Annotated in this window: 19 protein-coding genes; 7 read left to right on the top strand and 12 right to left on the bottom strand. The window is 59.7% G+C overall.

The window, feature by feature from the left end:
- Window positions 1–465 precede the first annotated feature (465 nt).
- The 3 genes from QUE41_RS09290 (at window position 466) to QUE41_RS09280 (ending at window position 4,025) form a co-directional block, all read left to right on the top strand.
- Window positions 466–2,022: an aldehyde dehydrogenase (NADP(+)) gene (locus tag QUE41_RS09290; protein ID WP_286342596.1), complete on the top strand. Its 1,557-nt coding sequence runs from the start codon at window positions 466–468 to the stop codon at window positions 2,020–2,022.
- Window positions 2,023–2,118: 96 nt separating this feature from the next.
- Entirely contained in the window at window positions 2,119–2,799 is a 681-nt protein-coding gene (locus QUE41_RS09285) for a GntR family transcriptional regulator (protein WP_286342595.1), read from the top strand.
- Window positions 2,800–2,933: 134 nt separating this feature from the next.
- Complete coding sequence (locus QUE41_RS09280) at window positions 2,934–4,025, top strand: ketoacyl-ACP synthase III (RefSeq protein ID WP_286342594.1); 1,092 nt, start codon at window positions 2,934–2,936, stop codon at window positions 4,023–4,025.
- Window positions 4,026–4,105: 80 nt separating this feature from the next.
- Here QUE41_RS09280 and QUE41_RS09275 read toward each other — a convergent pair whose 3' ends face one another.
- Window positions 4,106–4,666, bottom strand: a complete 561-nt coding sequence (locus QUE41_RS09275; protein WP_286342593.1) for a hypothetical protein — start codon at window positions 4,664–4,666, stop codon at window positions 4,106–4,108.
- A 236-nt stretch (window positions 4,667–4,902) separates the two neighbouring features.
- Between QUE41_RS09275 and QUE41_RS09270 the strand changes: the two genes are divergently transcribed.
- A complete protein-coding gene (locus QUE41_RS09270; protein WP_286342592.1) occupies window positions 4,903–6,021 on the top strand; it encodes a hypothetical protein in 1,119 nt (372 codons plus the stop codon).
- Window position 6,022: 1 nt separating this feature from the next.
- Here QUE41_RS09270 and QUE41_RS09265 read toward each other — a convergent pair whose 3' ends face one another.
- Both QUE41_RS09265 and QUE41_RS09260 read right to left on the bottom strand, forming a co-directional pair.
- On the bottom strand, window positions 6,023–6,682 hold the full coding sequence (locus QUE41_RS09265; protein WP_286342591.1) for a 3'-5' exonuclease: 660 nt from the start codon (window positions 6,680–6,682) through the stop codon (window positions 6,023–6,025).
- On the bottom strand, window positions 6,679–8,523 hold the full coding sequence (locus QUE41_RS09260; protein ID WP_286342590.1) for a DUF294 nucleotidyltransferase-like domain-containing protein: 1,845 nt from the start codon (window positions 8,521–8,523) through the stop codon (window positions 6,679–6,681). Before QUE41_RS09260 ends, QUE41_RS09265 begins: the two co-directional genes overlap by 4 nt.
- Window positions 8,524–8,619: 96 nt before the next feature.
- Between QUE41_RS09260 and QUE41_RS09255 the strand changes: the two genes are divergently transcribed.
- Window positions 8,620–8,844: a hypothetical protein gene (locus QUE41_RS09255; RefSeq protein WP_286342589.1), complete on the top strand. Its 225-nt coding sequence runs from the start codon at window positions 8,620–8,622 to the stop codon at window positions 8,842–8,844.
- An 86-nt stretch (window positions 8,845–8,930) separates the two neighbouring features.
- On the opposite strand, the gene QUE41_RS09250 is transcribed toward QUE41_RS09255, so the two are convergent.
- From QUE41_RS09250 to QUE41_RS09240, 3 genes are all read right to left on the bottom strand, one after another.
- A complete protein-coding gene (locus QUE41_RS09250) occupies window positions 8,931–10,637 on the bottom strand; it encodes a sodium:solute symporter family protein (protein WP_286342588.1) in 1,707 nt (568 codons plus the stop codon).
- A gap of 9 nt (window positions 10,638–10,646) precedes the next feature.
- On the bottom strand, window positions 10,647–10,913 hold the full coding sequence (locus QUE41_RS09245) for a DUF4212 domain-containing protein (RefSeq protein ID WP_286342587.1): 267 nt from the start codon (window positions 10,911–10,913) through the stop codon (window positions 10,647–10,649).
- A gap of 358 nt (window positions 10,914–11,271) precedes the next feature.
- Window positions 11,272–11,871, bottom strand: a complete 600-nt coding sequence (locus QUE41_RS09240; protein ID WP_286342586.1) for a thiol:disulfide interchange protein DsbA/DsbL — start codon at window positions 11,869–11,871, stop codon at window positions 11,272–11,274.
- 217 nt (window positions 11,872–12,088) lie between these two features.
- Here QUE41_RS09240 and QUE41_RS09235 point away from each other — a divergent pair, with 217 nt between their 5' ends.
- Window positions 12,089–12,547 (top strand): hypothetical protein, encoded by a 459-nt coding sequence (locus QUE41_RS09235; RefSeq protein ID WP_286342585.1) that lies wholly within the window; start codon window positions 12,089–12,091, stop codon window positions 12,545–12,547.
- Here the strand turns inward: QUE41_RS09235 and QUE41_RS09230 are convergent.
- Window positions 12,544–13,206 (bottom strand): SIMPL domain-containing protein, encoded by a 663-nt coding sequence (locus QUE41_RS09230; protein ID WP_286342584.1) that lies wholly within the window; start codon window positions 13,204–13,206, stop codon window positions 12,544–12,546. The genes QUE41_RS09235 and QUE41_RS09230 overlap by 4 nt on opposite strands.
- A gap of 83 nt (window positions 13,207–13,289) precedes the next feature.
- Here QUE41_RS09230 and QUE41_RS09225 point away from each other — a divergent pair, with 83 nt between their 5' ends.
- Complete coding sequence (locus tag QUE41_RS09225; RefSeq protein WP_286342583.1) at window positions 13,290–13,913, top strand: helix-turn-helix transcriptional regulator; 624 nt, start codon at window positions 13,290–13,292, stop codon at window positions 13,911–13,913.
- Here QUE41_RS09225 and QUE41_RS09220 read toward each other — a convergent pair.
- The 5 genes from QUE41_RS09220 to zipA all read right to left on the bottom strand — a co-directional run bounded on the left by QUE41_RS09220 (window position 13,886) and on the right by zipA (window position 19,687).
- Complete coding sequence (locus QUE41_RS09220) at window positions 13,886–14,683, bottom strand: NAD(P)H-binding protein (RefSeq protein WP_286342582.1); 798 nt, start codon at window positions 14,681–14,683, stop codon at window positions 13,886–13,888. The two genes, QUE41_RS09225 and QUE41_RS09220, sit on opposite strands and share 28 nt — an antisense overlap.
- Complete coding sequence (locus tag QUE41_RS09215) at window positions 14,683–15,927, bottom strand: cyclic di-GMP phosphodiesterase (RefSeq protein WP_286342581.1); 1,245 nt, start codon at window positions 15,925–15,927, stop codon at window positions 14,683–14,685. The genes QUE41_RS09220 and QUE41_RS09215 overlap by 1 nt, the downstream gene beginning before the upstream one ends.
- 36 nt (window positions 15,928–15,963) lie before the next feature.
- Window positions 15,964–16,386: an Mpo1 family 2-hydroxy fatty acid dioxygenase gene (locus QUE41_RS09210; RefSeq protein WP_286342580.1), complete on the bottom strand. Its 423-nt coding sequence runs from the start codon at window positions 16,384–16,386 to the stop codon at window positions 15,964–15,966.
- A gap of 221 nt (window positions 16,387–16,607) precedes the next feature.
- Window positions 16,608–18,632, bottom strand: coding sequence for an NAD-dependent DNA ligase LigA (gene ligA / locus QUE41_RS09205; RefSeq protein ID WP_286342579.1), 2,025 nt, complete (start codon window positions 18,630–18,632; stop codon window positions 16,608–16,610).
- Window positions 18,633–18,709: 77 nt separating this feature from the next.
- Complete coding sequence (gene zipA / locus QUE41_RS09200; RefSeq protein ID WP_286342578.1) at window positions 18,710–19,687, bottom strand: cell division protein ZipA; 978 nt, start codon at window positions 19,685–19,687, stop codon at window positions 18,710–18,712.
- Window positions 19,688–19,703 lie beyond the last annotated feature (16 nt).

Below are 19,703 nucleotides of genomic sequence, written 5' to 3'. Positions count from 1 at the left end.
AAACAGCTTAATCAACATACCGTTGAAATATAAGAACTATTGCTGCGCCCTTCGGGGCCGGCCTGACGGCAACCACTCAGCGTCGTTCGATTTTGACGTAGAGTCGTACCAACACAACGTGATATCTGCGAGCTCAGTTGAAATAAAACGGGCTTCAGGCAAGGCGGCCAATCAAAGCTCTAGGGTCCTAAAGCAAGATTGGCAAACGCAGCATGAAGTCCGTTTTAATCAACCCGTAGGGAAGTCGCCTTGAGCGCTGACTCTGTGTAGTGACTCTTTAGAAGGGCAATAACCATTCCTTCAGAGCCACGCCTTGATTCATCACTCAAGGCAACTTCTGAGCAACACAGCTACCGCGTTGGGTTGGTACCTAGCCTACAATCGAACTTCTTGATTGATTGCCGTCATGCTCGACCAAATTCTTATCACCAAAGATAAACACGCCCTATGGGAGATTTAAGGACAATGAACCAGATATCAGGACAGCACTTAATCAACGGCCAGTGGACCGGGGAGCCCGAGGCAGGATTCTCGAGCTTTGATCCCGAGCGCAATGAGCCCCTTCCCTGGCAGTTCAGCGAAGCCAATACAGAGCAACTTGAGGCTGCCGTGGCCGCAGCCGACTCGGCCTTCATGGACTATCGTCTCTGGTCAGCAGAGCGCCGGGCCCAGCTGCTGGAGGCCATGGCCGACGCCATCGACGCTCTGGGGGAGAGACTGACCCAGGTTGCGGCGCAGGAAACCGCCCTGCCCGAGGCCCGCCTCAACGGCGAGCGGGGCCGCACCTGTGGCCAGTTGCGACTGTTTGCCCAACTGCTGCGCCAGCCGAAACAGCCGGCCATCATCGACCTGGCTCAGCCGGACCGACAGCCTCTGCCCAAGCCGGATATCCGGCTGGATCAGCTGCCTTTAGGACCGGTGGCCGTCTTTGGCGCGTCCAACTTCCCCCTGGCCTTCTCTGCCGCCGGCGGCGATACCGCCTCGGCCCTGGCCGCCGGATGCCCTGTGGTAATCAAGGGCCATCCGGCCCATCCGGCCACCTCAGAGCTAGTGGCCCAGGCCGTTCTGTCGGCCATAGAGAAAGTGGACGCCCCCAGAGGAGTATTTAACCTGCTTCAGAGCAGTTCGCCGAAGCTGTCTCAGGATCTGGTCCGGGCTGCCGAGATTCAGGCTGTGGGCTTTACCGGCTCCTTCAGGGTGGGCCAGCTGCTCAGCCAAATCGCCGCCGAGCGCCCCCAGCCCATCCCCTTCTTCGGTGAACTTGGCAGCATCAATCCTCAGCTGTTGCTGCCCCGGATGCTGGCAGAGAGTGCCGAGGTACTGGCCGAGCAACAACATGGCTCGATGATGATGGGCCAGGGGCAGTTCTGCACCAGCCCCGGACTGGTGCTGATGCTCAAGGGGGAAGGCAGTGACCGCTATTTGACGACACTCGCCCGTCTGGTGGAGCAGCAGGCGCCAGGCACCATGCTCACCCCGGGCATCGCCAGGGCCTATGCCGAGACCGCCGACGCGCTGGTGTCATCAGAGGGAGTCAGCCTTGTGGCCCAGGGTCAAACCTGTGCCCACGTCAACCAGAGTCAGGCCCTGGTGGCCAATTGCAGCGGCGACACCCTGGCGGCCAACCCAGATCTGTTGGAAGAAGTATTTGGCCCCTGCACCCTGGTGGTGACCTTCGACAGTCCCCAGCAACTGCTGGAGGCGATACGTGCCCTGCCTGGTCAGCTCACCGCCTCTGTCCATGGCACCGAGCAGGAGATGCTGAGTGAGCAGACTCTGATGTTGGAGCTGGCCTATCGGGTCGGTCGCCTTATCGCCAATCAGATGCCCACCGGCGTTGAAGTGTGCCACGCCATGCAACATGGTGGCCCCTGGCCCGCTTCCACCCACAGCCAATCCACCTCTGTGGGCGCCGAGGCGATAAAACGCTTCACCCGTCCCTTGGCCTGGCAGAACCTGCCCCAAAGCCTGTTGCCCGAGCATCTTTGTGACCAGAGCAGCACGCCTCAGCTGCGTTACTGACCAGGCTCACACCCAGGCCCGGCAACGGGCCTGCGGCTTTGCAATCTCAGTTAAAGTAGTTACCCTATAGTCTGTGTAATCAATAAGTAAGCAACTATGAGTCAGGCCACTCCCATTGTTCACAAGACCCGAACCCAACTTGTGGTGGAGGTTTTGCGTGAAAAGATCCTCTCCGGCGACATCAAAGCCGGAGAGCCACTGAGGCAGAGTGCACTGGCCGAAGAGCTGAACGTCAGCCGCATCCCGGTTCGAGAAGCCCTGGTGCAGCTGGAAGCCGAAGGCCTGGTGAAGTTCGAAGCCCACAAGGGCGCCACCGCCACCGAGCTCTCCGTCGAGCAGGCCAGCGAATTGTTTGAACTGCGCGCCCTCATCGAGCCCGACCTGCTGGCCAAGTCCATCCCCAATCTGACCCAGGACCAACTGGATGCCGCCGAAGCGGTATTGGCTCAGCTGGAGTCCGCCTTTCGGGAAGAGAACGGCATCAATATGTGGAGTGAGCTCAATACTCAATTCCACTCGGCCCTGTACCTGGGCGCCAATCGTCCCCAGGCGATGGAGGTGGTGAAGAGCCTCAACACCAACTCCGATCGCTACATCCGTCTGCAGTTGCTGCTGACCGGCGGCATCCCCAGGGCGGAAAACGAGCACCGTGAGCTGCTTGAGCTGTGCCGGCAGGGCAAGGTTCAGGAAGCGGCTACCCTTCTTACCAACCACATCCTGCATGCCAAATCCGGCGTTGAACGCCTGGTGCAGGAGCACGTCAATAATCAACAATAATGGACGGGGCCTGAGGGCCCCGTTGCAGTATCTCACCCCGGGGGGGACATCCTCCTTCACCGCTGGTATGATGCTGCAATTCCGAGTGGTGGTGTGACCAGTTGACCACACCCCATGCTTTTTGGAGAGCGTTCATGCTACATGCCCAGATTACCGGCTGGGGCAAGTGTTTGCCCCCAGCAACCCTGACCAACGACGACCTGGCCACCTTTATGGATACCTCAGATGAGTGGATCCGCAGCCGCACCGGCATCGGCCAGCGCCACATCAGCCACGTCAGCACCTCAGCCATGGCCACCGTCGCCGCCAAACACGCCCTGGCCGCCGCCGGCCTCGAAGGCAGCGATCTGGATATGATCATCCTTGGCAGCGCCACCCCGGACACCCTGGTGCCCAACATCGCCGCCACAGTGCAGGCGGAAGTCGGCGCCCAGTGTGCCGCTTTTGACATCAACGCCGCCTGCTCCGGCTTCCTCTATGCGCTGGGACTGGCAACGGCCCAGATCCGCAGCGGTCAGTGCCGCAAGGTACTGGTGATCGGCGCCGAGCGCCTCACCTTCCTGCTCAACTGGCTGCAGCGGGATACCGCCGTCCTCTTCGGAGACGGGGCCGGTGCGGTGATTCTGGAAGCGGTTGAGAGCGAGGAGCCAACCGGCGTCCTGAGCTACGCCATGAACAACGATCCCCAGGCCCGGGATATCCTCAAGGTCGACGCCTTCGGCAGCGACATGGACCGCTGGAGCGAAGACGCCACCGACTTCCAGTTCCAGTTCGAGGGCCGGGAGATCTTCAAGCGCGCCATCGCCGGCATGTCCTCCCTGGGCAAAAAGGTGCTCACCGAGAGCAATACCCCACTGGACGCGGTCGACCTAGTGGTGCCCCACCAGGCCAATGTGCGCATCATCGATACCCTTATTGGTAAGATGGGACTGCCTGCCGAGAAGGCGTTCATCAATATCGAGAACTACGGCAACACCTCGGCGGCCACCGTGCCCATCGCCCTGTGTGACGCCCTGGAGCAGGGTCGAATCAAGCCAGGAGACACCCTGCTCTCCTGCGCCTTTGGTGCCGGCCTCACCTCCGCCGCCGCAGTGATCAAATGGGGTGACCGGGTCACGCCGGTCAACACCTGTGATGCCGAGCTGCCGCCTTGCGAGCAGACCGGTCTGGAGCTGATCGCTCCCGCGGTAGCGGCCGCCAAGGCCCAACTGGCTGAAAAGCAGTAACGAGCAGAAACAGAAACGGCGCCGATAGGCGCCGTTTTTTTATGGAATATCGACTCTGCAGGATGAGCCGCCATCAAGGGTCAGTCGGTCCTGGCTGCATCCCAGTAGAGGTCGCTGTGATGAAGCTTGGCCAGTGCCCGATTCAAGCCGCCGAAGGTATCGAAACTGCGCTGCTCGCCGGTCAGGCAATACCAGACGAAGCGGTAGCAGTTGTCCCTGAGCAGGTCATACTCCCGGCACTGATACAGGGCCGCCGCCGCTCTCTCCACTGAACCAGGCACCACCAGGGGCCGGTGATGCCGGTCCACGCAGACAAACAGCTTGCGCCCGGTGCGCCCTTGAATGAAACGACGGGGAGACACCACCCGTACCAGGCCACTGCCGTGGAGCTCCACAATCTGGTCGCGGGCCACCCACACCCCAACATGCTCCACCGCACCATACACATGACAGGCAACCAGTGAACCCGGCTGAGGATCCACCCTCGCCTTGCCCTCATCCCATTCACTGGGACGCAGCTTTAGCTGGGGTGATCGGCTGCGCTCATGGTAACGTCGCTGGCGCGCCTGCTCCCGTCCACGCTTATAATCCGCCGCCACCAGGCCGCCAGCCAGAGCCGCCAGAATCCAGGGTAACGCCATAGACACCTCCAAACCGCTGACTTCTCTATATCCTAGCAACGAACCCTCTTCTCGCCAGAGCAGGAAACTGTTACTGGATTTATTCCGCCCCAGGGTGACGAAGATGTTCACTGTGTCACAATCCTTGCACCGGCCGAGATCGTTCGAACAAATATCACTCGCTCGAGACTCAAGTTTTGCCTCGACTCGGTCGACAAGGAGGGCTAGCAAAATGCCCCAAAAGGAACTCGGCTCCCATGAAACACCCTCTGTCTAAGAGCGCCCTCATCCTCTCCCTGTTGCTTACCGGTTGCCAAAGCACCCCGAAACTGGTGGAAGAGCAACAGGCCCAAGCCCAGGCGACCGAACACTACCTCAATGCCCAGTCACACCTTGAACAGCTTGAGTCCAGGTTTTCCGAGCTCAATGCCCAGGAGCTCAGCCGCTTTGCACCAGACCAGGTGAAAGAGGCCAAAGAGGCATTGGAGGAAGCCCAGGAAGAGTTTGACGACATTCGCTACACTCCCGCCGAAGCGGATGAAGGGGACGTTGAAGATATTCTGCTGGCCGTCAACCAGGCCAACACCGCCCTGAACAGCGCCAACCTGATTCGCCAGACTGCGGAGAAGGAGCTGGCGCCCACCCTGGAGATGATGCAGATCCTGGGCAAACTGGAGGCCGCCTCATACTACGCCAGGGAGATGAAACGAGCAGAGTCGACGCTGGAAGAGATGCTGGAAGACGTGTCCGACGGCGATCTGGAGGATGCTCGGGAGGAGCAGGCCGAACTGCTGCTGTTGCTGCAGGCCCTGGAGGTGAAAACCGTTGAGAAGCGGGAGCTGAGCAGCCTGGCCAAACAGTTGGATCAGATGAAGCGAAATCGTCTGGCCAAGGTGGTGCCCATCAGCTTCCAGGGCGCCGTTGCCAGCCTGGAGATGGCCAAAGCGGTGATCGCCGCCGACCCCAGAAATACCCTTGCCATCGACCAGGCGGTCACCAAGGCAGAGTTTGAACTGGACCACAGCCGTCACATCGCCCAGCAGGTGACCCATCTGCGCGCCATGGACAGTGATGACTTCGAGGCCTTTGTACTCAGAGCCGAAGGCAGGTTGCATAAGATTGCCCAGGCCCTGGATGGTATCGACAGACGCAACCTGGCACAGGATGATCAGGCCGAGTCCGTCACCAAAACCATCGCTGCCCTGAAGCAGGCCATGGACGCACAGCGCCTGGCCATTGCCGAAGCCGAAGCAGCAAAGGCCGTTCAGGCAAAAGCCTCCACCAAGCCCGCGGCTCCTTCTCAGGAAACAGAAGCAGACCCCGAGTCCGAAGCCACTGTGGCAGAAGAGGAAGCGAGTACGGCCTCCTCCTCCTGATTCAGGGCCCCAAGAGCTCACCCAAGTTAGGGTTGCCGCCCATGGCGGCAGCCTGAGCCAGCAGCAGCTCACCGCAGGCCAGGGCATCCACCAGGGCATCATGGCCCTGGTAATAGGGCAAGCCGTGACGCTCCCGGCAGGCGGCCAGGGTAAGATCGCCCGCCGCCAGCGGCTTTCCCTGTCGCACCAACCGGCGCTGCTCCAGCTCCAGGGTATCTACCGCCAGCAGCGGCGCTTGCGACACCCCGCACTCTTTCAGAGCCCGGCGCAGGAAAGCCAGATCCAGCTCGGCGTTATGACACACCAGAATCTTACCTTCCAGCAGCGGCCAAAGCCGCTTCAGGGCAGCGGTGAGATCCAGCGCCTGCTCCAGTTGACCATCGACGATGCCATGAATGGTGGCCGAGTGGCCGACGCTGCCATTGGCTTTCACCAACTGATAGAAAGCAGTGCCACAGCGGATGCGTCCCCCCTCTATGGGAACGGCGCCGATGCTGACAATCTCATCCTCCTTGGGATTGAGGCCGGTGAGCTCCAGATCCAGGGCCAGCAAGGGTAACTGGTCAAAGCTCGAGCCGACATGCTCGGTGGCGGGCACCGACTCTCCGCTGCGCCAGGCCTGCCAACGCCAGCGCCACAGTTTGCTGCTGAGCAAACTCACAGCTGCTTCCCATATTTGAGCTTCACCCCGTCCTGCGCTTGGCCGACCACCACGAAGGCATCCTTGAGCTGGTGGCGCACCAGTTGCGACAGGGAACGCGGCTCCAGATAGTTGCTGGCGCTCTCCCCCGCCTGCCACTGGCGCTCATGATTGTCCAGCCGCTGCTGACGAATGAACTCCAGGGCATCGGCGATGTTGAGGGCATCCTTTCGGGTCAACAGGCCCGCTTCCATGGCCGCCTTGAGGCGCCTGGGAGTCTCAACCTCATCACTTCCGCACGCCAGTGCGTACAGCCGGCCTATGTCGTTGACGATGGCCAGTCCCCGGTGCTTGAGATCCACCCCCTCCTTTTGTTCGCCATCCTTGTCCAATACCCATTGGCGGAAGAAGCCCAGGGGCGGACGGCGGCTGACGCTGTTGCGCGCCAGATAGGTGAGGAAGAAATCCGATTGACTGGCCTGCTGCACCACATAGTGTTGAAGCTGCTTGGCCAGCGCCAGGTCGCCGGCGATGCCGCGGATATCAAAAAAGATGGAACTGTGCATCACCGCCATGGGCTCGGGCTCGAGGATCCAGCGGTCGAACTGCTGCTTCCACCCCTCCATGGACTGACACCATTTGGGGTTCATCGCCATCACCTCGCCCTTGCACAGGGTCTGGCCGCAGCGATCCAGCCCGAGGCAGACAAACTCCGCCAGCTTGAGGAAGTAGCCGCGCTCCTCCTCATTGGGCTCCTTGGAGAGCAGCAGGCCGTTGTCCTGATCCGACCCCACCACCTGGTCCATGCGCGCCTGGGAGCCAAATGCCAGCCAGCACCAGTTGATGGGTGCCGGCCCCAGCTCCTCCTTCGCCAGGTTGATCAGCCTCTCGGTGAGGCGATCTGAGATGGCGGTGAGTAGACGCCCCACCTGTTCGGCGGAGACATCCGCCGCCACCTGGGCCTTGACCAGGTTCGGTACCCCCTCCATCACCCGCACCAGGGCATCCAGATCCTTGCAGCGGTTCAGTTGCTTGATGATCAGCGCCGGGTCGGAGTCCAACTGGCGCATCAGGTCGTTACTGGTCACCAGTCCCACCAGCTTGCCACTCTCTGCCACTGGCAGATGGTGAATGTTGTAGCGGGTCATCATCAACTGGGCATCAAACCAGGTGGCCTGAGGTTCGGCGCACAGGGGATCGGCGGTCATCACTTCGCTGACGCAGGAGGTCACCGCCACGCCCTTGGCCAGCACCCGGTTTCTCAGGTCCCGGTCGGTGAGGATGCCCACAATCCGCCCCTCATGGGTGATGGGCAGACAGGAGATGCGGTGCTCACTCATCTTGGCCGCGGCGTCGGCGATGCTCATCTGGCCGTCACCGCTGACCACATTGGCGCTCATCACCTTGGACAGCTTCATGGAGTTGGTGTGCCTGTGGCTGTCGTAGCGCTCCCCCAAACGGATGCGCTGGCCGTGCTGACGGTTGAAAAAGCGCTCGAACTCCTTGTGGTGATAGCGGAGCTCATCGAACATCGCCTGGGGAATGAGGTAGAGCAGACCATCCTCGATGATGTGGATGTCTGCGGCGGTGGGTTCACCGGTGAGCAGAGCCCGAAAGCCAAAGCTCTGGTGGCTGTCCAGCCGGGACAGCAACTCCCCCTCCTTGCTGCGCAGCTCAAACACACCACTGGCTATGAGGTAGAGGCTGGGGTTATTGGGATCAAACTCGATCATCCGGTCGCGCCGGCTGGCGTAGGCAACCTCGATACTGGCGGCGCAGCGCTCTCTCGCCTCTTCGGGCAGGGTATCAAAAGGCACAGTGTCAGACAGGAACTGCACCAGGGGGGTAAGACCATGATCCATTTCGGTCTCCTAAGGCTTTATCCTTTAGTCGTAATCGGCTCGTGCCAGTGATCCGACTTTGATAGTCTCAGAGCATAACTGGCAAGGAGCCCCATCATGTTAACAATAATTGAGCCGTTCTTCTTACTCGGCGGTGCCCTTTTGGTGCTGACCTCCCTGACCCTCTACAGCATGCGTCAGAAGCATCTGCATGGTTTCTGGCAAGTGTGGGTGGGCAAACTTAAAGACTTCACCATCCGCGAATTTCGCTTCTATCGCATGGGCGTGTTGTTTCTGTTCATCGGCATCATCCTGCGGATCGTCAACCTCACCATGATCTGAACCGGTTTTGCCAATCTTGTTTGGCGATGGAATCTCGAATAAAGAAAGGGGCGGTGATACCGCCCCTTTTGCTTTGCTGATCTGGTTTAGTGGGCCTGCGCCTTACCAGAGCCTTTCGGGAAGCGAATCTGTTCGACCAGATCCTGCACATCCTGAGGCACGGCGGCGGTCACCTTGCTCACCGCGAAGGCCACGATGAAGTTCACCATCATACCCAGGGTACCAATACCCTCTGGGGAGATGCCGAACCACCAGTTTTCAGGAACATTGCCCGTTGGGTTAATGAACTTGAAGTAGATGATGTACGCCGCGGTGAAGGTGATGCCGGAGATCATGCCGGCAATGGCACCCTCTTTGTTCATCTTCTTAGAGAAGATGCCCATGATAATGGCCGGGAAGAAGGACGACGCTGCCAGGCCGAAGGCAAACGCCACCACCTGAGCCACAAAGCCCGGCGGATTGATTCCCAGATACCCCGCCACCACAATGGCGACGGCCGCAGCCACTCGGGCGTAGGTCAACTCCTGTCTGTCAGTGATGTTCGGCATCAGCGACCGTTTCAACAAGTCGTGGGACACCGAGGTGGAGATCACCAGCAACAGACCTGCAGAGGTGGACAGGGCCGCTGCCACACCACCGGCCGCCACCAGGGCGATCACCCAGTTGGGCAGTTCGGCGATCTCTGGGTTGGCCAGTACCATGATGTCACGGTCAATCTTCATCTCGTTGCGTTCGTCACCGGAGTAGAACATGCGACCGTCGCCGTTCTTGTCTTCCCAGCTGATGAGGCCGGTATCGCTCCAGTTCTTCACCCAGGATGGGGCTTGCTCGCCGACGATGCCGCGACCGTCTTCACCGTTAATGGTGTTGATCATGTTTACACGGGCAAAGGAGGCTACCGCAGGCGCGGTGGTGTACAGCATGGCGATGAACACCAGGGCCCAACCGGCCGACAGACGGGCGTCACTCACCTTGGGTACGGTAAAGAAGCGCACAATCACGTGGGGCAGACCGGCGGTACCCACCATCAGGGCGGCGGTAATGAAGAACACGTCAATGGTACTCTTCGATCCGTCCGTATACTGGTTGAACCCTAACTCCGTCGATAGCCCGTCCAATTTATCCAATAGATACATCCCCGACCCGTCATTGAGCGTCGAACCGAAGCCCAGCTGTGGCAGAGGGTTGTTGGTCATCATGATGGAGATGAAGACGGCAGGCACCAGATAGGCGGTGATCAGCACGCAGAACTGCGCAACCTGGGTGTAGGTGATCCCCTTCATGCCGCCCAGTACCGCGTAGAAGAACACGATGGCCATACCTATGACCACACCGGTGACAATGTCCACTTCCAGGAAGCGGCTGAACACCACGCCCACGCCACGCATCTGGCCGGCAACATAGGTGAAGCAGACGAAGATGGCACAGACGACCGCCACAATTCGGGCCACCTGGGAGTAGTAACGGTCACCGATGAAGTCCGGCACGGTAAACTTACCGAACTTACGCAGGTAAGGCGCCAGACACAGAGCCAGCAGTACATAACCGCCGGTCCAGCCCATCAGGTATACCCCGCCATCGTAACCCATGAAAGAGATCAGGCCCGCCATGGAGATGAAGGAGGCGGCTGACATCCAGTCGGCGGCCGTGGCCATGCCGTTGGCCACAGGAGGCACGCCGCCGCCGGCCACGTAGAACTCGTTGGTGGAGCCGGCCTTGGCCCAGATCGCAATACCTATGTACAGCGCAAAGGTCAAACCGACGACAATAAAGGTGAGTGTTTGCAGATCCATGTTGCTCTCCTAGTCTTCCTGAACTTTGTACTTCTTGTCCAGGGCGTTCATCTTGGCCACATAGACAAAAATCAACGCCACAAAGACGTAGATCGCCCCCTGTTGGGCAAACCAGAACCCGAGCTTAAAGCCAAATAGCTTGATGCTGTTCAAGGGCTCCACCAGCAAGATGCCTAAACCAAAGGAGACCACAAACCAGATCACCAGCAGTGACAACAGCAGCCTGAGATTTTCCTTCCAATACGCTTTGGCGGATTCGGTGCTTTCGAATGCCATAATCGCTCCCCATGTTTCCATTCTTGTAGTAGTGATCGCCCATCCAATGCGCATCTGGCCTGTGCAACTGCTTCTTGAAACACAACTTCTGACGTTGGATAGATGTGATTTGACACAGGTAGCAACGCCAGGCCGGATGCAAAGTGTGATCGGCATCTCGTCGGTTCTAACCTAGCAAGGGGAGTGGCCCACGCCTCGTAGACCTTAGTCTAAGGTTGCGCAACACCAGACAAGGCATTACAACAAATGACTTTAATATCAGTTGCTTACATTGGTAAATGGCAGGAAATAGCGGCCGCTAGACTTTGGTCGAACTGGGGAGGGGAAAGCTGGCCGGGCACAGGCCCGGCCGAAGGGATCAGGGGTTGGTCATCAGGTACTCAACCAGGGCCAGGTAATCAGCCAGAGTGCGCCCGGGATTAACGATCAGGTACTTGCCGTTCACCACCACCGAGGGTACGCCGGTGATCTGAGCCAGCATGGTGCGGCTGTCACCGTCTGCCAGTTTCAGCTTAAGATCGGCGCTGCCGGCGGCCTTGCGGTAATCCGCTGCACTGACGCCATGAGAAACAAAAAACTGCTTCAATTCGGCATCGGTATTAATCGGCTTGCCATCACGCTGAATGCGCTCGAAAAACGCCTTATGGGTCTGCTCGCTGACCCCGAGAATCTCACTGATGTAGAAGCCCTTTGCCGCCAGCTTCCAGCTGTCACGATTGAAGCTCACATGGGTCTTTTCCACATGGATCTTGTCACCCAGGGCCAGGGTGATCTGCTTGAACGCCGGGTCGAAACGGTAGCAATGCCCGCAGTAGTAGGAGAAAAACTCCCTGATCACCGGGGTCTTGGACTCGGACAGGCCATCCACCACCTTGTAGTGAACCCCCTCCTTGAACTCCTGGGCAGGGGCCACAAAGGCCACAGCCATCAGCGCTAACGCGAACAGTCTCGCAATCACAACGTTATCCTCTCAAAAATTTCCGGGGTGGCAACGCCTTGCCCCCCTTATTGCCGCCAGAGCCTATTCAGGCTGACGTTCTTGACACATGTTAACCCAGGGGCGGGTCAATCCCAAATGGTTACAAAGTAAAGGTATTTCCCTCTGGCACACCCTTTGCAATCTCCATCCACAAAGAGGACGGCTGCTCAAACAGCCACAACCAAAGAGGACAATTATGAACATCAGCAACAGCCATGCCCTGCTGACCCAGGGACCCCAGCCCGGCCTGGATCGTATCCAACAGGCGGCCAAGGACCGTAAGGCCCAGATGGATCAGGAGCCCGCCCAGACCAAGATAAGTCAGGCCAAAGACAAGGTCGAGGCCACCAAAGACAAGGTTCAGGTTCACGCTCAGGAGTTCGATGGCGAACTGGCCAAACTGATGGAGGCCAACCAGGCCAAAAGTCAGGCCTTCATCAAGGAGGCCCAGGGACTGTTGAAGGCACAGGGGGGCGGTACCCTGAGTCAGGTGCTCGGCGGCGACGCCGCGGATCTGACTGAGGCCGTAGACACCATTAAAGGGGTGCAGGATACCCTGGGGGCCCGTCAGCAGCAGCTTCTGGACAATCCCCAGGGACTCAATGGCGGAGACCTGCTGGGTATGCTCAACCAGGCCCGCTCTGCGCTGATTTAATCCGCCAGCGCAACCCGGATCAGCACGGTGGCCGTCACTTCCTGGCCACCGGGTTGATAGGCCACATCCGCCTCCATCCGGCTCATGGCCATCATGGGTCTGGGCATGCTGCCCCGAGACTCCTGAATCATCAGCACCTCACCCAGCTTGTTGCCGCTGACCTTGGCCAGCCGCTTGGCTTTGTCCAGGGCATCGTTGAAGGCGGTTTCCATCAACTGCTTTTCAAACTTATCCCCTTCACTGGACCAGTATCTGGGCTCATCCACCTGATTGACGCCATTTTCCAGCAGCAGTGCCAGCCATTTGCCAGACTCTGCCGCATCCAGGTTCAGGCCGATACTGCGGCTGGCACGATAGCCCACCAGCTCCCGAGTGCGATCTTCGTAGTGGTATTCGGCGGAAACCCTCAGCGAACCGGCATCCACACTCTGCTTGGGGATATTGTGCTCACGAAACAGCGCCAACAACCTGGCGACCTGAGCATCCACCTGCTCCTTGGCACTGACCGGATCCTTGGCCACCAGTTCGATGCGGGACTGAAGTTGCACCTTATCCACCGGCAACTGCCCCTGAGCCTGACCGGAGACCTCCACCCAGCGACCCTCGGCCATGGCACCCAGTGGTACCGCTATTAGTATCGCCATCAACCAAGCCTTCATTCCGGCCTCCTTAAATAAAGCAATAGTTTGATATAATCATGGTTCGCGCTAGGATGATCTGAACCATCAAAGAGATAAACTCTATGTCCTCAACCCAACAACAGCTGTTGTCCCTGCTCAAGCGTCTGGGCCCCAGCCCGGTTGCTCCTCTGGCATCCGAGCTTGAGATGACCACCATGGGCGCCAGGCAGCACCTGGAAAAACTGGAGCAGCAACAACTGGTGGGCCACTTCGACAAGAGGCAGGGCAAGGGCCGTCCCAGCCGACACTGGCATTTGACCCGTCAGGGGCATCAAAGTTTCGGAGACCGACACAATGATGTGGCAATTCAGATGATTAACAGCATCGTTTCCCTGCAGGGCAAGGATGCCGTCGACCAGGTTCTGGCCCATAGGGCCGAGCAGCAATTGGCTGAATACAGTGAGAAGCTGTCAGGTACTGACGATTTGCCAGCCAGGTTGGCTCTGCTGGCGGAGCTGCGCACTCAGGAGGGCTACCTGGCACGGGTTGAGCAAGAGGGTGAACAGTGGCTGCTGATTGAGGACCACTGCCCCATCTGCAGCGCGGCGGCAGCCTGTCAGGGCTTCTGCCGCAATGAACTGGCCCTGTTCCGGCAACTGCTGGCGCCTGCCCAGGTGGAGCGCGAACAACACATCCTGGCAGGCGCTCACCGTTGCTGTTACCGGGTCAGCTCCGGCAAGGCATAGAGGTTGGTGTGGCGATAGCGCCAGCCCAGGGCCTGGGCAATCTTATCTCCCACCACCCACCTGGGCTGATGGTGCTCTGAATCGAAGCTGGGCGCTGCCAGACCTAGGCACCTGGCGCAGTGAAGGTAATACGCCTTGCGCCCCGGATGGTGGGGGGAGGCCAGGTTAAAGGTCTCGCCCCAAAGGTCTGCGCCGATCAGCGCCAGAATGGCGGAGATCACATCATCCCGGTGCACCAGATTCACCGGATCCTGCGCCCCCAACAGGCCGCTTTTACCAGCCAGGAATCGGCCTGGATGACGCTCACCGCCCACCAGGCCCGCCAGACGCAGTACCGTCACCTGGTCAAAACGCGCCCGAATCTCCTGCTCAACCTTGAGCATGCGCGCTGCCCGCTCTCCGCTGTCCAGCTCGGCGCGCTCATCCACCCTGCCCTGAACACTGCCATAGACACTGGTGGCACTGGTGAAGAGAACCTTAGTGACGCCCGCTTCCGCGGCGGCATCAAACAGCGGTGTCAGCCGCTCATGAAACGGCGCCGCATCCGGCTGACGACCGGGTGGCAGGCAGAGCACCATGAGATCGCACTGAGGCAGCGCAGGAATGGGTTGCTGCAGATCCAGCTGCAAAGGGGTGGCGCCAACGTCGGCAATCGCCTGCAAGCCATCGCTGCTGCGTCGGGTGGCGGTCACCCTATGGCCGGCCTGAGTCAGGGCGGCAGACAGGGGCAGTCCGAGCCAACCGGCTCCGACAACAAGAATATGGGACATCAGGCCCCTCCGAGGTTAAGGCTTAAATAATCGCGAATGGAGGATGGCAGCTCAGCTTCCACCAGAGGCTCCTGAACTTTAAGACCCAAGCCCACCAGACTCACCACCCTCGCTTCACGGCGCGGCACCTTGGGATCATAGATGATCACCCTGGGGGATTTCTGGTCCTGCTCATCCACGCCCACCACCTTGGCCACGGCGTCGTTGCTGAGCCTGACCAGAGACCCGGTCGGATACAGACCCAGCACCTTGACCAGGTTCTGCATAAACTCCGGATTCAACTGACCCCTTCGGAACTTGAACAGGTAAGCCAGTGCCAGGTGGGGAGACAGACGTTTGTGGGAGCCGTTGATCAGATGATCGTACTCATTGGCCACACTGAGCAGCTGAGTCAGGGTGCAAATCGCCTCCCCTTTTAGCCCCTGCGGATAGCCACTGCCATCGAGCATCTCATGGTGGTTGGCCACCATCTGCTTGATGCGTTTATGCCCCAGAGCCGCGCCCTTGAGCATCTCCAGGGCCATCTTGGGATGGGCATCCACATAGGCCTGCTCCGGCTTGGTCAGGGGAATACGCTTGTTCAAAATGCTGTGAGGAATGCGCAGCTTACCCACGTCGTGAAACAGCGCCGCCATCGCCACCAGGCGAATGTCCGCAGGTTCAAAATCGCAGGTTCTGCCCAGGATCATCGCCAGCACGCAGACATTGAGCCCGTGATAGTGCAGCCCCTTTCCGTCCTGGTTGGCGGACACCTGCAGCAGCAACACCTGTTCGCCATGGGCCTCTAACTGCTCCTGGACAGTGGCGATCACCGAGCTGGCTTCGGCAAACGCCCGGTCAGGGGACGCGGCAAGATAGCCATAGGCCGCCTTAAGCTGCTCCAGGGCTTTGTTGTACGCCTGCTCACAGCGGCGCACCTGACGGTGGTAGTCGATGGTTTCCTGGCGTTCCTGCTCCTGAGCCCGAAGCAAGGCCAGCTCCTCTTCGCTGGGCTGTGCCGGCTCCGGTGACGGGGCCACCTGGGGTTCGGCTTGCAAAGATTGCTGCATCAGCTCAGCCGAGGCCGGGTCCGCCTGCAAGTAGACATACTTAAGGCCCAGCTTGGCGATGATGGCTATCTGCTGAGAGTCCTTAATGGTAAAGCGGCTGAACAGAAACGGGTGCTCCTTCCAGGAGAGGGGCAGCCGAATGGACTGGCCCACCTCCAGCTTGTTCACTGGTACCCGTACTTCAGAAACCGCCATAACCCCTCTCAAACCCGCCGGTCTGTGTCCGACCCATCAATACTGCCACCCCTGTTTGCGGAAGATAAATCCGAGCAGCCAGATGGGGCCGATCAGCAGGAACTGCACATCTTTAAAGAAACTGGGTTTCTTCCCTTCAACGTGATGACCATAGAACTGACCAATCCAGGCCAGGACGAAGATCAGCACACTGAGCATCAGAATCTGGGCCAGATTGCTGATCACCCACAACATCAGGGCGGCAATCGCGGCCATGGCCACCGCCAGCGGGCGGGACAGTCGCAGGTAAAACAGAAGCGAGAACACCACGGCGGCCAGGGCGGCCCAGGGTGACAGGGACCACAACATGCCGAGGACGCTGAAGGTGATCAGCGGCACGCAGATCCAGTGAATGGTCTTGTTGGTGGGGTTGCGGTGGCTCTCGCCATACTCCGCAAACCATTGCTCTACGGATTTCATCTGAGTTCTCCCTGATCTCATGAGACAGTTCTCAGGCTAGAGGAAATACCGCTACCTTAAGCCTTCCCGGCGGCCTAACCCCCGGGCGTCGTTGCATTTTGACTACAGCTTCATCATAACCCAACTCATCCCTTGAGGTGGAGAGGTGGGGGACTGGTGGTTAACCATCTAAACAACCAACTGTTTTACAAAGGCTATTACACTGAGTCCCCCGGCCTAAGTCAACCGCCGAGCAGCTCGATCAGGCCCTGTTCGTCCATTACTTCGACACCCAGTTGCTGGGCCTTGGTCAGTTTGCTGCCCGCCTTCTCACCGGCCACCACACAGTGGGTGTTCTTGGAGACGCTGCCGCTGACTTTGGCCCCCAAGGCCTCCAGGCCTGCTTTGGCTTCAGAGCGGCTCATCTGGCTGAGGGTACCGGTGAGCACCCAGGTCTGGCCCTTCAGAGGCTGTGCCGACTCATCCACCTGGGCAATCTCTGGCCAATGCACCCCGCCACGTTCCGGATCCACCAGGGCGGCAATCACCTCCTGGTTGTGGGGCTGACGGAAGAACTGGTGCACATGACGGGCAACAATTTCGCCCACATCGTCCACTTCCACAAGCTCCTCCACTTCGGCGGCGGCCACCGCCTCCAGGCTGCGGAAGTGGCGGGCCAGGTTGGCGGCCGTGGCCTCCCCCACCTCACGAATCCCCAGAGAGTAGAGGAACTTGGGCAGGGTGGTCTCCCTGGCGGCCTGCAGGGCACCCACCAGGTTCTGGGCCGATTTGGAGCCCATGCGCTCCAGCATGGTCAGGGTGGAGGCGCTGAGCTTGAACAGATCCGCCGGGGTTTCCACCAGCTCCTTGTCCACCAGCTGCTCCACAATCTTGTCTCCCAGGCCGTCCACATCCAGCGCCTTGCGGGAGGCGAAGTGTTTGATTGCCTCTTTACGCTGGGCCCGGCAATAGAGGCCGCCGGCACAGCGGGCCACCGCTTCCCCCTCCAGGCGCTCGACGGCGGAGTCGCACACCGGGCAGCTGTCGGGAAACTCAATGGCCTTGGCATCCTCGGGGCGACGCTCGGTGACCACGGAGACGATCTGCGGAATCACGTCGCCAGCACGGCGGATGATGACGCTGTCTCCCACCATGACACCCAGCCGAGCGATCTCATCGGCGTTGTGCAAGGTGGCGTTGGAGACGGTCACCCCACCCACAAACACAGGCTTGAGCCTGGCCACCGGGGTAATGGCGCCGGTGCGCCCCACCTGAAACTCCACCTCCTCCAGGACGGTGATCTCCTCCTGGGCGGGGAACTTGCCGGCGATGGCCCAACGAGGGGCCCGGGCGACAAAACCCAGTTGCTGCTGCAGGGCGATGCCATTGACCTTGTTAACCACGCCATCGATCTCATAGGGCAGCTGCTCCCGGCGAGCCAGGATATCCCGGTAATATTCCAGCGCCTGTTCGGCGCCGCTGACCACCTTCACCTGATCGCTCACCGGCAGGCCCCAGGCCTTCACCGCTTCGAGCTGGCCGAAGTGGGTGCTCGGCAGTGGGGTGCGCTCTCCCTCCACCACCCCCAGACTGTAGGCGTAGAAACTCAATGGGCGGGAGGCGGTGATCTTGGAGTCCAGCTGACGCAAGCTGCCTGCCGCCGCATTACGGGGATTGACGAAGGTCTTCTCACCCTTGGCCCGCGCCCGCTCATTGAAAGCGTCGAAACCTGCGGTAGGCATAAACACCTCGCCGCGCACCTCCAGCACCTCAGGATAGTCGTCGCCCTTCAGCACCAGGGGGATCGCCTTGATAGTGCGCGCGTTCTCAATAATCCCCTCACCCGTGGTGCCGTCACCCCGGGTGGCAGCGCTCACCAACTGCCCCTGCTCATAGATCAGGCTCACCGCCAGGCCATCGAGCTTGGGCTCGCAGCACAGCTCGATGCTCTGTTCGCCCACCAGGCCACTGACCCGCTCATAGAAGGCAAGGAACTCCTCCTCATTCATGGCGTTATCCAGTGACAGCATGGGCACCCGGTGCACCACGGGAGTGAACTTATCCAGGGCCACACCGCCGACCCGGCTGGAGGGGGAGTTGGGCAGCTTCAGTTCTGGGTGTGCCTGCTCCAACGCCTGCAGCTCACGCATCATCCGGTCGTATTCGGCGTCGGTGATGCTGGGGTTGTCCATGACGTAGTAGGCGTGGTTGTGCTGCTCAATCTCTTTGCTGAGCGCGTCGATGCGTTGTTTGGCGTTCTCGGTCATAAATAAACAGGCCGCCTGGGGCGGCCTTTCACTCTTGGGTAACAGGGCACCCCCAAGCGGGGGTGGTGAAGTTGGTATCAGATTGGCTGATTTTCAAACTTTTGAATACGGGCCATGTAGCGATCTTTGCTGAAATCGTCCCACTCTTTGTGGGAGTCGTTGAGCACAATGGCGCCGTGCATGTCGGCCAGGGCCTGGGCAGCGCCCATCATCATGGAGAAGCCCACAGTCTCGTCACACTGATTGGGCAGGGTCATAAACAGCGACACCCCTTGGGTCTCAAACTGCTCCATGGTGTCCGGGTCAAAGGTGCCCGGATTCATCATATTGGCCAGGGAGTACATCACAGGGCCGCGGCCGGCGCTGTCCTGATGACGGTGGAAGATGTTCATCTCGCCGAACTTCATTCCCAAAGTGAGGAAGTTGTGCAGCAGCTCTGCCCCTTGAAGGCTTTCGCCCTCTTTGGCCACCACGTGCATCACCAGCACGTCCTCGGGGGAGGTCACCAGGCCACCTTCCGGCTCCTGGGGCTCTGGCGCTACCACCTCTTCGGGGCTGAGCAATGGGTCCACTGCCTTGGGCTCAGGTTTCAGCTGAGGCTCCACCTTCTCGGCTTTTGGCGCTTGAGGCTCTTCCAGCGGCTTCACCTCCGCCAATGGTGCCTCAGACAGTGTGGGCTCTTGAATCTCGGGTTCCTTGGGCTCAGGCTCAGACGAGAGGGCAGGTTCCTGACGCTGGGCAGGCTCCTCTTTCTCCGGCGTCGGCTCAGCGAACATCTTGGGTTCGGGCTCTGCCGACAAGGCTGGCTCGGTCGACATCATCGGCTCTTTTGGGAGCTCCAGCTCAGGCTCCTTGGTGCTGATGGTCCTCACCTGCCCCACTCCATCGGGATCAAACCCCTGTGAGTCACGACTGGCATCGTTATCCAGGGGCTGCAGGGGGCGCGCCTTCATCTTGCGCGGTTGCTGCCTGCGAATGGACCACAGACCATGGGCAAGCAGGCCCACGATAGACAGCAAACCAACGACAATCAAAATAATGCGAAAATCATCCATAGCGGTGAGGAACCTT

It is taken from the genome of Ferrimonas sp. YFM (assembly GCF_030296015.1).
GTDB lineage: Bacteria > Pseudomonadota > Gammaproteobacteria > Enterobacterales > Shewanellaceae > Ferrimonas.
Note: the sequence above shows the minus strand (reverse complement) of the source record. Positions and strands in the feature narration are given on the sequence as shown.

Bases quoted from the DNA above. Each gene is read 5' to 3' on its own strand.
- QUE41_RS09290 (WP_286342596.1), top strand. From the start codon at position 466: ATGAACCAGATATCAGGACAGCACTTAATCAACGGCCAGTGGACCGGG.
- QUE41_RS09285 (WP_286342595.1), top strand. From the start codon at position 2,119: ATGAGTCAGGCCACTCCCATTGTTCACAAGACCCGAACCCAACTTGTG.
- QUE41_RS09280 (WP_286342594.1), top strand. From the start codon at position 2,934: ATGCTACATGCCCAGATTACCGGCTGGGGCAAGTGTTTGCCCCCAGCA.
- QUE41_RS09275 (WP_286342593.1), bottom strand. From the start codon at position 4,666: ATGGCGTTACCCTGGATTCTGGCGGCTCTGGCTGGCGGCCTGGTGGCG.
- QUE41_RS09270 (WP_286342592.1), top strand. From the start codon at position 4,903: ATGAAACACCCTCTGTCTAAGAGCGCCCTCATCCTCTCCCTGTTGCTT.
- QUE41_RS09260 (WP_286342590.1), bottom strand. From the start codon at position 8,523: ATGGATCATGGTCTTACCCCCCTGGTGCAGTTCCTGTCTGACACTGTG.
- QUE41_RS09255 (WP_286342589.1), top strand. From the start codon at position 8,620: ATGTTAACAATAATTGAGCCGTTCTTCTTACTCGGCGGTGCCCTTTTG.
- QUE41_RS09250 (WP_286342588.1), bottom strand. From the start codon at position 10,637: ATGGATCTGCAAACACTCACCTTTATTGTCGTCGGTTTGACCTTTGCG.
- QUE41_RS09245 (WP_286342587.1), bottom strand. From the start codon at position 10,913: ATGGCATTCGAAAGCACCGAATCCGCCAAAGCGTATTGGAAGGAAAAT.
- QUE41_RS09235 (WP_286342585.1), top strand. From the start codon at position 12,089: ATGAACATCAGCAACAGCCATGCCCTGCTGACCCAGGGACCCCAGCCC.
- QUE41_RS09230 (WP_286342584.1), bottom strand. From the start codon at position 13,206: ATGAAGGCTTGGTTGATGGCGATACTAATAGCGGTACCACTGGGTGCC.
- QUE41_RS09225 (WP_286342583.1), top strand. From the start codon at position 13,290: ATGTCCTCAACCCAACAACAGCTGTTGTCCCTGCTCAAGCGTCTGGGC.
- QUE41_RS09220 (WP_286342582.1), bottom strand. From the start codon at position 14,683: ATGTCCCATATTCTTGTTGTCGGAGCCGGTTGGCTCGGACTGCCCCTG.
- QUE41_RS09215 (WP_286342581.1), bottom strand. From the start codon at position 15,927: ATGGCGGTTTCTGAAGTACGGGTACCAGTGAACAAGCTGGAGGTGGGC.
- QUE41_RS09210 (WP_286342580.1), bottom strand. From the start codon at position 16,386: ATGAAATCCGTAGAGCAATGGTTTGCGGAGTATGGCGAGAGCCACCGC.
- ligA (WP_286342579.1), bottom strand. From the start codon at position 18,632: ATGACCGAGAACGCCAAACAACGCATCGACGCGCTCAGCAAAGAGATT.
- zipA (WP_286342578.1), bottom strand. From the start codon at position 19,687: ATGGATGATTTTCGCATTATTTTGATTGTCGTTGGTTTGCTGTCTATC.